Source organism: Corallococcus sp. AB049A (assembly GCF_003668885.1).
In the GTDB taxonomy this organism is placed as follows: Bacteria; Myxococcota; Myxococcia; order Myxococcales; family Myxococcaceae; genus Corallococcus; species Corallococcus interemptor.
On record NZ_RAWL01000013.1, the window covers coordinates 34765 to 46865 of the forward strand.

Consider the following 12101-nt stretch of genomic DNA (forward strand, 5'->3'; position numbering starts at 1 on the left):
CGGCCCGCGTTACGCGCGCTCCAGCTTGACCATCAGCCGGCGCAGGTCCTCGTTCACGCGCACGAAGTTGGAGTTGCCCTTCTCGTCCTCCAGCTGCTTCTTCAGCGCGGGCAGGGACGCTTCGCGCAGCTTCTTCGCCGCGCCGGGCGCGTCCGCCAGCCAGTCCACCGCCTGGATGACCGTGGCGCGCGCCTCGGTGTCCCGCTCGCTGAGCCGGGCCGCGAGCGTCGGCCCCTGGTCCGCCGCGCCGGAACGCCCCAGCTCCAGCGCCGCGCGCTGCAACAGCGCCGCGTTCGCCTTCGGCAGCCGCTGCGACCAGCAGGCCGCGTCGCCGCTGCACGCCTGCGCCGCCTCCAGCACCGCGCCATGACCCTGCACCTGATCCGCGCGCTTCTTGCCCAGCGCCGCGGCGTCATCGCAGCCCTCCTCACCCGTCTCCTTGCAGTCCGCCGCCGTGCGCGCCGGCTCCGCGGCCGCCAGCTTCGCGAGCACCGGCTGCTCCCGCGCATCCCCCAGCAGCGCGATGCCCTTCACGGCGATCTCCCGCGCGTACCAGTCCCCGGTGCCCGCCGCCTTCTCCAGCGCGGGGAGCGCATCCCGGCTGCCCAGCAGCGTCAGCGCCCGCACGTACGCATCCCGCACCGTCGGATCCAGCTCACCCACGAGCGCCGCCAGCGGCTTCACCGCCTCCTGGGCACGCATCCTCCCCAGCGCATCCGCCGCCTGCATCCGCACCAGCGCTTGAATCTGCGGATCCGAGTGCGTGAACGACAGCTGCTTCACCAGCGACGGCACCGCGCGCTTCTCCCGCAGGTCTCCCAGCACCTGCGCGGCCTTCATCGGATAGCTGGCCGGGTTCACGCCCTGCGCCTTCGCCCACGTGAGCAGCTCCGTGTCCTTGCCGTCCAGCACCGGCAACAGCGCGTCCGCGGCGGGTGCGCCCATCTGGAACAGCGCGAAGCTGCTCTCCACGTAGAAGGACACGCCCCGGCGCTCCTTCGTCAACGTGCGCATCAGCGCCGGCACCGCGCGTGGGTCTCCAATCTGCCCCAGCGCCTCGATGGCCTTCTTGTTGAGGAACGGCTCCGTGGCCTCGTCCGTCGCCAGCTGGATGAGCGGCTCCACCGCCGGCTTCGCTTTCAGCGCGCCCAGCACCTGGATGGCCTCGATGCGCGTGTAGTTGTCCTTGCTGCGCAGCAAGGGCACCAGCGACGGCACCGCGCGCTCATCACCAATCCGCCCCAGCGCGCCCACCACCGCCTTGTTCACCTGCTGCGCCGGCACGTCCGCCGCGCTGGGGTCCAGCGCCGCCGTCAGCGGCTCCAGCGACGTCGGGTGGTGCAGGTCCCCCAGCGTCCGGGCCAGCGCCGCCTTCACCTCCGGCCGGCGCTCCGAGGACAGCCGCGCGTGCAGGAAGGGCAGGAACTGTTCGTTGACGTTGCCCGACGTGCGCAGCGACTCAATCACTCGCACCTTGTCGTCGGGCCGCTTGGCCCCCTCCAGACTGGACTGCCAGTATTCCGGCGACTTGGGGTCCTCCTTCTTGCAACCTCCCAGGGCAAGGCAGGAAACGGCCAGGGACAGGGCGACGAATGAGCGGGACATGGGGCTCCTTTGCGTCCGAACGTCTGGGCTTTCGTCGGGTGTAGACCTGTCCTGACGAAGGACGCAAACCTCCCCCACCTCCTGGGGTACGCTGGTCAACGACATGGCCCCTGCCGAAGACACTCGTAACGCGTCGCGTCCGACCATCATGCGTCGGACGTACCTGCTCGACCGAGAATTCCAGCTCAAATACATCCTGCTGCTCACCGGCATGGGCGCCGGGAGCATGTTGCTGTTCGGCGTGCTCGCCCAGCAGGTGAACCGCATGTCCGCCGAAGGGGGCCTGTCCGGCGAGGAGACGCTGTGGTGGCTCACCGGCGTGGCCACCGTGGGCCTGGGCATCGCGCTCGGGTTGTTCGGGTTGCTCTTCACGCACCGTGTGGCGGGGCCCGTCCACGTGATGAGCCTCTACGTCGCGGCGCTCGCGGCGGGCCGCTATCCGCGCCTGCGCCCGCTGCGGCGCAAGGACGAGCTGCGCGCCTTCTTCGGGCGCTTCAGCGAAGCGGTGGACCGCATCCGCCAGCGTGAGGCGGACGAAGCGCTGGCGCTGGAGAAGGCGCTGGAGGCGCTCAAGGACGTGGCCACCACCCCCGAGACACGCGAGGCCCTGTCCACGCTGGAGGCGCTGCGCGCACGCAAGCGCCAGGCGGTGGACACCTCCGCGCCGCCCGCCACGTTCAAGTCCGTGGCCTGAATCCCTCCCTTCCTTCCGCACGAGACTTCCCTCACATGAGCAGCCGACCCCGCATCGTCTTCATGGGTACGCCCGAGTTCGCCGTGGCCTCGCTGGAGGCCTGCTTCGACGTGGGCGACGTCGTGGCCGTCGTCACCCAGCCGGACAAGCCGAAGGGCCGGGGCAACGCCGTCACCGCGCCGCCCGTGAAGGAGCGCGCGCTGGAGAAGGGCATCCCCGTGCTCCAGCCGCAGAAGCTGCGCACGCCGCCGTTCTCCGAGGAGCTGCGCCAGTACGCCCCCGACGTCTGCGTGGTGACGGCCTACGGGAAGATTTTGCCCAAGGACCTGCTGGCGCTTCCGGTGAAGGGCTGCGTGAACGTGCACGCGTCACTGCTGCCGCGCTTCCGGGGCGCCGCGCCCATCCAGTGGGCCATCGCGCACGGCGACAGCGAGACGGGCGTGTCGCTGATGGTGATGGACGAGGGCCTGGACACCGGCCCGGTGCTGGACATGAAGCGGCTGCCCATCGCGCCGGACGAGACGAGCGCCACGCTGCACGCGAAGCTGTCCGCGCTGGGCGGCGACATCCTGCGTGAGTCCCTGCCGCGCTATCTGCGAGGCGAGCTGACGCCCCGGCCCCAGCCGTCCGAGGGCATGGTGCTGGCGCCCATCATCGACAAGGAGAACGGCAAGCTGGACTTCACGAAGCCCGCGGTGGAGCTGGACCGCCGCCTGCGCGCCTTCACGCCATGGCCGGGCGCGTACACGCTCCTGGGGGGCAAGGTCTTCAAGGTGCACCGGATGCAGCCGGCGGCGGGGAAGGGTGAGCCCGGCACGGTGTTGTCAGCGGGGCCGGACGGCATCGAGGTCGCTTGCGGCGAGGGCTCGGTCGTCCTCCTGGAGGTCCAGCCAGAGGGCAAGCGGGTGATGCGCGCGGCGGACTTCCTCTCCGGCAACAGATTGCAGCCGGGCAGTCAGCCGTTCACGTCTTGAGCGCGCCTCCGGGCGCCATGTGGAATCCTCGCGGGATGGAGTCTTTTGGATGGGCATGAAGCTGCTGGTGTTGCACGGGCCGAACCTCAACCTCCTGGGCGAGCGCGAGGACGTCGCGGGAGGCCGCCTGCCGGACCTCGACGCGCTCCTGCGCGCGAAGGCGAAGGCGTTGGGACTGGAGCTGACCATCGTCCAGTCCAACCACGAGGGCGTCCTCATCGATGCCATCCACGCCGAGCGCAAGAACGTGGAGGGCATCCTCATCAACCCCGCGGGCTACTTCACGTCCTACGCGCTGAAGGAGGCGCTGGAGGCGGTGGGGCTGCCCGCCATCGAGGTGATGCTCAAGCCGCCCGCCCGCGAGTCCGTGGTCGCGGAGGCCTGCGCCATGCAGGTGCTGGGGCTGCACGGCTTCGACCCGTACGTCCAGGCCCTGGAGACCTTCGCGAGCGGCATCTTCCACCCCGCCATCCCCGGTCCGGTGAAGACGCTGGGCCGCCGCAAGAAGGGCTCGGCCGAGGACGACGATGAAGGCTCGCGCCCCAAGCCCAAGCTGGTGGCCCGCGTGCACCCGCTGAAGAAGGACGACACGCCGGAGCCCACGCCGCTGGCCGCGCCCGCGCGCTCGCTGCGGCGCACGGCGGAGGCCGGGGGCCCGTTGAAGACGCTGGGCCGCAAGTCCACGCCCACCGTGGTGAAGACGGAAGGCAAGCCGGGCAAGACGCTGGGCCGCGCGGCGAAGGGCGGATCCACGCCCGCGGCGGAGCTGCTCACGCGGGCGCTGGTGCGCCAGAAGGTCGCGGACCGGCTGGCCGGCCGGCTCAGTGAAGCGGAGCTGGCCACCTGGGCTCGCGCGAAGTATCAGCAGGTCCAGCGTGGTGAGCCGGCGGAGAGCGGCCACCGCGAGCTGCTGGAGGACAGCCTCCAGAGCCTCACCCTGTCCCATCTGCCCGCGACGCGGCTGACGGACACGCAACTGGTGGACCTGATGACCCGGCTGGAAGAAGGATGAACGCCCGTATCCTCGCCATCAACATCCTCGCGCGCGTGCGCGCCACGGATGCCTACCTCAACGTGGTGCTGGACACGGTGCTGTCGGAGTCGCCGCCCAAGGACCCCCGCGACGCGGCGCTCGTCACCGAGCTGACCTACGGCGCCACCCGCCGGCAGCTGGCGCTGGACTACGCCATCACCCGCTTCGCGGACCGCAAGCTGGACGCGCTGGAGGACAAGGTCCTGGCCGCCCTGCGCGTGGGCGCCTACCAGCTCTTCCACACCCGCGTGCCCGCGCGCGCCGCCGTGGCGGAGACGGTCCAGGCCCTCAAGGACGTGGGCCTCGCGCGCGCGTCCGGCTTCGTCAACGCCATCCTGCGCAAGCTGTCGGAGCTGCCCTCGCCGCCGCTGCCGTCCCAGAAGGACCCGGTGGAGTACCTGTCCGTGCGCGAGAGCCACCCGCGCTGGCTGGTGGAGCGGTGGATCCGCCAGTTCGGCCGCGAGCGCGCGGAGGCGATGCTCGTCGCCAACAACACGCCGCCCTCCGTCGTCATCCGCGCCAACAGCGCCAAGGTGACGCGCGACGCGCTGCTCGCGCAGCTGAAGGAAGTGGGCGTGGACGCGCGTGCCACGGAATCGTCGCCCGTGGGCATCGTGCTGCCGTCCGTGGGCCGGGTGGAGGACGTGTACGGCTACTCGGAAGGGCTGTGGCAGGTGCAGGACGAGGCCGCGCAGCTGGTGGGCGTCTATGGCGCCATCCCGGAGTCAGCGCGCGTGCTGGACGCGTGCGCGGCGCCGGGCGGCAAGGCCTGCCACCAGGCGGAGACGCACGACGTCGTCGCCGTGGACCTGCACGCGAACAAGCTTCGCAAGATTGAGGCGGAGGCCCAGCGCCTGGGGCTGTCCGGCCGCCTGAAGGCCTACGCGCACGACGCGTCCGAGCCGTTCCCCGAAAGCTGGGGCGAGTTCCACGCGCTGGTGGTGGACGCGCCGTGCACCGGGCTGGGCACGCTGCGCCGGCACCCGGAGCTGCGCTATCGCCGCAAGGAGGAGGACGTGGCGCGGCTGGCCACGCTCCAGCGGCGCATCCTGGAGAACTGCCAGGAGGCGGTGCCGCCGGGCGGCCTGCTCGTCTACGCGGTCTGCACGCCGGAGCCCCAGGAGGGGCAGGACCAGGTGGACATGTTCCTGCGCAGCCACCCGGAGTGGACGGCCGAGCCGCCCGTGCTGCCCGGCCTCAAGCTGCCGCTCGCGCAGGCCTGGCTGCGCACGCTGCCCGGGCCGGAGGGCTACGACGGCTTCTTCGCGGCCCGGCTGCGCAAGCTCTACTGAGTCTTCAGTCGTCCTGCGGCATCTGGGAGACCAGCTTGAAGGCCTCCAGCACCGCGGCGGACGCGCGGTCCAGGTACTTGCCCTTGCGGATGAGCAGTCCAATGGGGCGCGACACCGGCCCCTCCGCGAAGGGCTTCGCCACCAGCGTGCTGTTCTTGATTTCGGCGTGGGCCGTGGCCATCGGGAGGATGGCCACGCCCAGGCCCATCTCCACCGCGCGCTTGATGGTCTCCACGTTGTCCATCTCCATCACCGGATTGATGTCGATGTTCTTCTCGCGGAACAGGCGATCCAGCGCCTTGCGCGTGGGGGCCTCCCGGTCGAAGGCGATGAAGGGCACGCCCGACAGCGCGGTGAGGCTCACCTTCGCCTTGCTCGCGAACGAGTGGTTGGGCGCGCAGACCACCGCCAGCCTGTCGTCGCGGAAGGGCAGGATGTCCACGCCCGCGCGCGGCTGCGGGTAGGCCACGATGCCAATCTCCGCCGCGCCAAGAATCACGTCGTCGTAGACCTGATCATTGCGCCGGTAGTTCAGGCGCATGTTGACCTTGGGGTGCGTCTTCAACAGCTGCTTCTGCACCACGTTCAGCTCGTGCAGACCCACCGAGTAGATGGTGGACACGGTGGTCGCGCCCTGGACCTCCGTGGCCTGCTCGCGGATCTCCTGCTCCACCTCCGCGAAGCGCGCCAGGATCTCCTTGCAGCCCCGGAACAAGCGCTCGCCCGCGGGCGTGGGCGTCACCTGACGCGCGCTGCGCGAGAGCAGCTTCTGCTCGTAGCGGTTCTCCAGCGCGCGAATCTGCTGGCTCACCGCCGACTGGGTCACGTGATTGAGCTGCGCCGCGCGCGAGAAAGAGCCCGTCTCGACCACGTCACAGAACATCTTCAATGATTCGAGCTGCATGGCCGTCTCCTACCCTCAAACCTAATGGCCGGGCCAGTGGTAATTAGTAGCCCTACCCTGCCCGCGAAAATGACCTACAGGGACAATGTGCCTGGCTGCTTGCGCGGCGCGGCGAAATCCTTGGGCTCTCAAACGCTGGAGTCATGGCCGTCCTCGGGTGGACGCGGGCGGGTGAGGGCGAAGAGGGCGGCGCTCAGGGCGACGAGCGCCCCGCCGGAGAGCGTCTGCACGCGGCCCAGGTCCCGGTCCGTCTCATGGAGGAGCTGGCACTCCTGCGGGGACAGCTTCGCGCAGTCCTCGGGGGCGAAGAGGGCCCGCACACCCAGCCCGAGCAGCCCCAGGCCGCCCAGCATGAGGCCCGCGATGCCGCCGAACGCCGCGGCGCGCAGGACGGAGGCACCCCGGGGCGAGGGCAGGGAGGTCATGGACCGGGAGGCGTAGCACCGTCCCGGCCTGGAGGGGACAGGGGAGGGTGTCCCGGGCGTATGCTTCCGGACCATGCGAATCCTGTATGGGGTCGTCGGCGAAGGGATGGGCCATGCCACGCGCTCGCGCGTGCTGCTGGAGGCGCTGACGAAGGAACACGAGGTCCACATCGTGGTGTCGGGCCGCGCGCAGCACTACCTGGCCCAGCGCTTCCAGAACGTGCACGGCATCTGGGGGCTGACCATCGCGTACGAAGGCAACTCGGTGAAGAAGTGGCAGACGGTGCTGCAGAACCTGCAGGGCGCCGTCGCGGGCTGGCCGCAGAACGTGCGCCAGTACTTCGACCTGGTGGAGGGCTTCAAGCCGGACGTGGTGGTGAGCGACTTCGAGACGTTCAGCTACCTGTTCGCGAAGCGCCACAGGTTGCCCGTCATCAGCGTGGACAACATGCAGATCATCAACCGCTGCACGCACGACCCGGCGCTGCTCGCGGGCCACGAAGAGAGCTTCGAGGCCTCACGCGCCATCGTGAAGGCGAAGCTGCCCGGGGCCTTCCACTACCTGACCACGACGTTCTTCTACCCGCCCGTGCGCAAGCGCCGCACCACGCTGGCGCCGTCCATCCTGCGGCCGGAGATTCTGGCGGCGAAGCCGGAGCCCGGTGAGCACCTGCTCGTGTACCAGACGTCGACGACGAACACGCACCTGCAGGAGATTCTCAAGCAGTCCGGCGTGCCGTGCCGCGTGTATGGCATCCGCCGCGACATCAAGGAGGACGTGGTGGAGGGCAACCTCACCTACCGTCCCTTCAGCGAGGCGGGCTTCATCGACGACCTGCGCACCGCGCGCGCGGTGGTGGCGGGAGGGGGCTACACGCTGATGAGCGAGGCCGTCTATCTGCACAAGCCGCTGCTCAGCATCCCCGTGGGAGGCCAGTTCGAGCAGGTGCTCAATGCCCTGTACCTGGAGAAGCTGGGGTACGGCATGTATGTGAAGGAATTGAGCCAGGACGCGCTGAAGACGTTCCTGTCGCGCGTGCCCGCCTGCGCGGAGGCCCTGAAGGGCTACGAGCAGGACGGGAACGTGAAGATGCTCTCCGCGCTCAATGATCAGCTGGCGCAGGCGTACGAGCACCGCGGCCACTGGCGCATGGAGCTGGCGGAGATGGACGGCAAGGCCTGAGCGGCCTTCCCGTCAGTGCAGGGACACCTCGTTCTCGTTGTTGCGCTCCGCCGCGCGGCGGCTCATCTCCGTGAGCCAGGAGCGGGTGAGGGGTGTCTCGCTCTCGTGGCCCTTGTAGCGCTCCGGGGTGCTGTCCTGGGGCAGCATCCGGTTGACGACGTCCAGCACGCGCGCGGTGAGGTTGGGCGCCAGCGCCCGGCCCACCGCGCCCAGCTTCGCGGGCATGCCCACCAGCGCCTCCGCGTCACCGCGGCGGCACGCTTCGATGATTTTTCGCGCCACGCGCTCGGCGCTCATGGACACGCCCATCATCGAATTGCTCACGTGGAACCACGCGTACTCCTTCTCGTGGTCGCCCTTGAAGTTGGCGTTGCGCGGGCTGCCGGTGCGGATGAGGGACGGGCACGCCGTCGTCACGCGGATGCCGTCCTGGGCCAGCTCCGTGCGGAACCCGTCCGACAGGCCCACCAGCGCGAACTTGCTGGCGGAGTACGGCACCAGGTGCGGGATGCTCAGCTTGCCGCCCATGGAGGACACGTTGACGATGCGGCCCTCGCCCTTCGCCTTCATGTCCGGCGTCACCGCGAGCGTCGTGTACAGCGGACCCCACAGGTGGACGTCCACCGCCTCCTCGAAGTCCTCCAGCGTCATGGACTCCAGCGGGCCCACCATGATGACGCCCGCGTTGTTGATGAGCACGTCCACCGCGCCCCACTGCTCGTGGACGGCGCCCACCATGGCGTCCACCTGCACCTGGTCGCGCACGTCGCAGCGCAGGGTCAGCACCTCGCCGCCCAGGCGCTCCAGGTCCGCGTGGGCGCGCTTGAGCGATTCAACGTCGCGTCCGCAGATGGCCACGCGCGCGCCTTCCTTCAGGAACATGCGCGCCATCACCAGCCCCAGCCCCCGGGAGCCTCCGGTGATGACGACCGTCTTGCCCTTGAAGCTGTAGCGCGGCCGCAGCGCGCGCGTCAGCCCCACGGCGGCCCCCACCCCGGCGGCAATCGCGCCCAGGGAGAAGCCCTTTCGCTCGGTGTGTCGTCGGTCAGCCATGGTGCGACTCTCCAGGGGAGGGAAGGGTGGAAGGCTCAGGGATTGGAGGCCGCGGCCTGGTCCTCCTGCTCGCGGGACACCTCGCCGTGCAGCGCGGGCTGTTCCTGGCCGGGCAGGTCCTTGAGCAGCTTGCGCACGCGGCGCAGGGCGTCCTTGCCGCCAATGCGGTTCTTCAGCCGTCCATCCGTGCCGAAGAGGAGGAAGGCGGGGTGCTTGTCCACGCCGTAGGCCTTGGCCATGGAGCCGTCATCCATGGCGATGGGGTAGCGCAGGCCGTGCTCGCGCGCGAAGCCCTCCACCTTGTTGGTGTCCCGCAGCTCCGTCTCGTCGTGGGTGACGTCCACGCCAATGACCTTCAGGCCCTTGGGCCCGTAGTCCACCACCCACTGGTTCACGGCCTCGAACTGCTCAGCGCAGTCCTCGCAGTCCATGGTCCAGAAGTGCAGGAGGACGGGCAGTCCATCGAGCTCCGAGACGTGGACGGGGGCATTCACCCACCCGCCATCCGGGTCCAGGAGCGTGAGCGGGATTTTCGTCGAGGCCATACGGGCTCCCTATGGGAAGTGGAAAGCGCTTCAACGGGACGTGACTCAAGCTATGCATGCGTCACCGGCTGCTCCCGGCGGCGCGCCCGTCCGCTCGCCTGTCCGGCAAGGACTGTTGTCCGCTCCGCCCGCCGGTGGGCAGGCGGGCATGGAGGACGTGATGCGCATTCCCGACTTCGAACTGGAGCGGTACTTCGCGCGCTGGGAGTTCGCCGCGCCCTTCCTCCTGTGCTCCTCCGACATCGAGGGCTGGCGCATGGCGGACCTGCTGGCGCTCGCGTCGCCGGAGGACCGCGCCCGCTGGGACGGGCTGACGCTCGGCTACACGGAGACGGCCGGCCTGCCCGCGCTGCGCGACGCCATCGCCGGCATGTACCCGGGCCTGTTCCCGGAGGACGTCCTCACCTTCGCGGGCGCGCAGGAGGCCCTGTTCGTCGCGATGAACGTCCTGATGGGGCCCGGCACGCACGCCGTCGTCACCTGGCCGGGCTACCAGTCGCTGTACGAGGTGGCGCGCGCCACCGGCGCGGACGTGACGCTGCTGCCCCTGCGCGAGGAGGACGGCTGGGCCCTGGACCTGGACGCGCTCACCGCGGCGCTGCGCCCGGACACGCGCATGGTCGTGGTGAACTTCCCGCACAACCCCACGGGCTCGCTGCCGGACCGCGCGACGTTCCAGAAGCTGTGCGCGCTGTGCGAGGAGCGCGGCATCCACCTCTTCTCCGACGAGGTGTACCGCCTGCTGGAGTACGACCCGAACGACACGCTGCCGCCCGCCGCGTCGTGCTTTCCAAAAGGCGTGAGCCTGGGCGTGATGTCCAAGGCGTTCGGCCTCGCGGGCCTGCGCGTGGGGTGGCTGGCCACCAGGGACCAGGAGCTGCTCGCGCGCTGCCGCGCCTTCAAGGACTACACGTCGCTGTGCAACAGCGCCCCCAGCGAGCAGCTGGCCCTCATCGCGCTGCGCGCCCGCGACCGCGTGCTGGAGCGAAGCCGCGGCCTGCTCACCGCGAACCTCGCGCGGCTGGATGACTTCTTCGCGCGCCACGCGGACACCTTCCACTGGGTGCGCCCGCGCGCCGGCAGCGTGGCCTTCCCCCGTCTGCTACGAAACATCCCGGTGGCACGTTTCACTGAGTCACTGATTACCCGTGAGGGTGTGTTGCTGTTGCCAGGCCATGTGTATGGCTTTCCGGGCAATCACTTCCGGTTGGGGTTGGGCCGCGCCAACCTGCTGGAAGCACTGGAGCGCCTGGAACGCTTCGTACGAGAGGGAGGGCTGGACGCGCAGGAGTAACGTTTCACGCCAGCGCGGTGCGTCAGGGTTTCCACTGACCACTGGACTTTCGGCTTATCGCCTTCAACTGAAACAACCCCTAGAGTGGTTGTCCCCTCGCCCGGCCTGGGGCCGTGCGTAAAAGCCCTCTCATCCCCCCGAGAGGCCAGGAGACACACTCCGATGAAGATGCTGATTGGCGCGGCCGTGACCGTTGCGACGCTGTTGGTGGGCACCGAGGCCGCCGCGACGAACTACACGCTGTGGATCCACGGCCGCAACGGCGGCTCGACGCAGCCGGGCAACTACAACGACTTCAGCTACTGGGGGCCGTCCACCACCGCGGCGGGCGTGAACAAGAAGGCGGTCAACTGGAACGGCACGCAGCGCGTGGGCGCGGAGAACTACCGCATCCGCAACGCGCTGGACTGCTTCTGCACGGGCACCAACTCCTGTTACATCGCCGCGCACAGCGCCGGTGACCTGCAGATCGGCTACGCGCTGGCGCTGTACGGCGGCAGCACGCGGCAGGTGAAGAACGCCATCCCCAACAGCAGCGGCGAATGCGGCAACGCGGGCACGGCCACGCAGACCGGCTGGAACATCAAGTGGGTGGCGGTGGCGTCCGGCGCGGGCGGCGGCAGCGAGCTGGCGGACCACGGCGACTGGGCGGTGAGCGAGCCCCTGGTGAGCGACCTGGTCACCACCACGGCGCGCGCCATGTACAACCACAACACCACGCGCAACACGTGGTTCTACATGTTCGCCGCCTCCAAGGGCACGGCGTACTCCGGCATCCTCCCGGGCCAGGACGACGAGGCGGTGGCCTACCACTCCACCGGCGGTGTGTCCGGCACCGGCAACGGGTCGTACTGCAACCCGGGCGACTGGTTCTGCGGCGGCACGCTCACCACGGGCACGGCCGCGTGCAGCGACGGCCGGGCGAAGTGGAGCTACCACTCGGTGGCGTGGCGCGACGACAGTGAGTCGGTCAACCACTACGCCAACGGCAACTGGGGCGGCATCGTCGGCAAGGTGCGCGAGTACATGGTCACGTACGCGTACTAGACTGAAGGCTTCCCCCGCCCCCTCCGGCGAAGCCCGATGATGACCCCCGACG

12 protein-coding genes are annotated in these 12101 nt (G+C 69.7%); 7 read left to right on the plus strand and 5 right to left on the minus strand.

The window, feature by feature from the left end; translation table 11 throughout:
• Positions 1–9: 9 nt before the first annotated feature.
• Positions 10–1605 carry a HEAT repeat domain-containing protein gene (locus tag D7X55_RS02830; protein ID WP_121722147.1) on the minus strand — a complete coding sequence of 532 codons (1596 nt, stop codon included), beginning with the start codon at positions 1603–1605 and terminating at the stop codon, positions 10–12.
• Between the two features lie 103 nt (positions 1606–1708).
• Between D7X55_RS02830 and D7X55_RS02835 the strand changes: the two genes are divergently transcribed.
• Genes D7X55_RS02835 through rsmB form a run of 4 tightly spaced genes read left to right on the plus strand, consistent with a single transcriptional unit; the run spans position 1709 to position 5598 of the window.
• Positions 1709–2299 carry a signal protein gene (locus tag D7X55_RS02835; protein ID WP_121722148.1) on the plus strand — a complete coding sequence of 197 codons (591 nt, stop codon included), beginning with the start codon at positions 1709–1711 and terminating at the stop codon, positions 2297–2299.
• A gap of 35 nt (positions 2300–2334) precedes the next feature.
• Positions 2335–3273: a methionyl-tRNA formyltransferase gene (fmt, locus tag D7X55_RS02840; RefSeq protein WP_120549031.1), complete on the plus strand. Its 939-nt coding sequence runs from the start codon at positions 2335–2337 to the stop codon at positions 3271–3273.
• A gap of 49 nt (positions 3274–3322) precedes the next feature.
• Complete coding sequence (locus D7X55_RS02845; RefSeq protein ID WP_199746837.1) at positions 3323–4285, plus strand: type II 3-dehydroquinate dehydratase; 963 nt, start codon at positions 3323–3325, stop codon at positions 4283–4285.
• Positions 4282–5598 (plus strand): 16S rRNA (cytosine(967)-C(5))-methyltransferase RsmB, encoded by a 1317-nt coding sequence (rsmB, locus tag D7X55_RS02850; RefSeq protein WP_121722149.1) that lies wholly within the window; start codon positions 4282–4284, stop codon positions 5596–5598. The genes D7X55_RS02845 and rsmB overlap by 4 nt, the downstream gene beginning before the upstream one ends.
• Before the next feature lie 4 nt (positions 5599–5602).
• On the opposite strand, the gene D7X55_RS02855 is transcribed toward rsmB, so the two are convergent.
• Both D7X55_RS02855 and D7X55_RS02860 read right to left on the minus strand, forming a co-directional pair.
• Positions 5603–6502, minus strand: coding sequence for a LysR family transcriptional regulator (locus D7X55_RS02855; RefSeq protein WP_121722150.1), 900 nt, complete (start codon positions 6500–6502; stop codon positions 5603–5605).
• 128 nt (positions 6503–6630) lie between these two features.
• Entirely contained in the window at positions 6631–6927 is a 297-nt protein-coding gene (locus D7X55_RS02860; RefSeq protein ID WP_121722151.1) for a hypothetical protein, read from the minus strand.
• 73 nt (positions 6928–7000) lie between these two features.
• Here D7X55_RS02860 and D7X55_RS02865 point away from each other — a divergent pair, with 73 nt between their 5' ends.
• Positions 7001–8110, plus strand: coding sequence for an MJ1255/VC2487 family glycosyltransferase (locus D7X55_RS02865; RefSeq protein WP_121722152.1), 1110 nt, complete (start codon positions 7001–7003; stop codon positions 8108–8110).
• 12 nt (positions 8111–8122) lie between these two features.
• Here D7X55_RS02865 and D7X55_RS02870 read toward each other — a convergent pair whose 3' ends face one another.
• Together D7X55_RS02870 and D7X55_RS02875 are read right to left on the minus strand one after the other, a co-directional pair.
• Positions 8123–9163: an SDR family oxidoreductase gene (locus D7X55_RS02870; protein ID WP_120549026.1), complete on the minus strand. Its 1041-nt coding sequence runs from the start codon at positions 9161–9163 to the stop codon at positions 8123–8125.
• A 35-nt stretch (positions 9164–9198) separates the two neighbouring features.
• Complete coding sequence (locus tag D7X55_RS02875) at positions 9199–9708, minus strand: peroxiredoxin (protein WP_120549025.1); 510 nt, start codon at positions 9706–9708, stop codon at positions 9199–9201.
• 160 nt (positions 9709–9868) lie between these two features.
• Here D7X55_RS02875 and D7X55_RS02880 point away from each other — a divergent pair, with 160 nt between their 5' ends.
• A complete protein-coding gene (locus D7X55_RS02880) occupies positions 9869–11002 on the plus strand; it encodes an aminotransferase class I/II-fold pyridoxal phosphate-dependent enzyme (RefSeq protein ID WP_120549054.1) in 1134 nt (377 codons plus the stop codon).
• A 162-nt stretch (positions 11003–11164) separates the two neighbouring features.
• Positions 11165–12049 carry a hypothetical protein gene (locus D7X55_RS02885; RefSeq protein ID WP_120549024.1) on the plus strand — a complete coding sequence of 295 codons (885 nt, stop codon included), beginning with the start codon at positions 11165–11167 and terminating at the stop codon, positions 12047–12049.
• Positions 12050–12101 lie beyond the last annotated feature (52 nt).

What these genes read in the sequence shown, in the direction of transcription:
- D7X55_RS02835 (WP_121722148.1), top strand. Translation starts at nt 1,709, where the DNA reads ATGGCCCCTGCCGAAGACACTCGTAACGCGTCGCGTCCGACCATCATG.
- fmt (WP_120549031.1), top strand. Translation starts at nt 2,335, where the DNA reads ATGAGCAGCCGACCCCGCATCGTCTTCATGGGTACGCCCGAGTTCGCC.
- rsmB (WP_121722149.1), top strand. Translation starts at nt 4,282, where the DNA reads ATGAACGCCCGTATCCTCGCCATCAACATCCTCGCGCGCGTGCGCGCC.
- D7X55_RS02845 (WP_199746837.1), top strand. Translation starts at nt 3,323, where the DNA reads ATGGGCATGAAGCTGCTGGTGTTGCACGGGCCGAACCTCAACCTCCTG.
- D7X55_RS02880 (WP_120549054.1), top strand. Translation starts at nt 9,869, where the DNA reads ATGCGCATTCCCGACTTCGAACTGGAGCGGTACTTCGCGCGCTGGGAG.
- D7X55_RS02830 (WP_121722147.1), bottom strand. Translation starts at nt 1,605, where the DNA reads ATGTCCCGCTCATTCGTCGCCCTGTCCCTGGCCGTTTCCTGCCTTGCC.
- D7X55_RS02860 (WP_121722151.1), bottom strand. Translation starts at nt 6,927, where the DNA reads ATGACCTCCCTGCCCTCGCCCCGGGGTGCCTCCGTCCTGCGCGCCGCG.
- D7X55_RS02875 (WP_120549025.1), bottom strand. Translation starts at nt 9,708, where the DNA reads ATGGCCTCGACGAAAATCCCGCTCACGCTCCTGGACCCGGATGGCGGG.
- D7X55_RS02885 (WP_120549024.1), top strand. Translation starts at nt 11,165, where the DNA reads ATGAAGATGCTGATTGGCGCGGCCGTGACCGTTGCGACGCTGTTGGTG.
- D7X55_RS02870 (WP_120549026.1), bottom strand. Translation starts at nt 9,163, where the DNA reads ATGGCTGACCGACGACACACCGAGCGAAAGGGCTTCTCCCTGGGCGCG.
- D7X55_RS02865 (WP_121722152.1), top strand. Translation starts at nt 7,001, where the DNA reads ATGCGAATCCTGTATGGGGTCGTCGGCGAAGGGATGGGCCATGCCACG.
- D7X55_RS02855 (WP_121722150.1), bottom strand. Translation starts at nt 6,502, where the DNA reads ATGCAGCTCGAATCATTGAAGATGTTCTGTGACGTGGTCGAGACGGGC.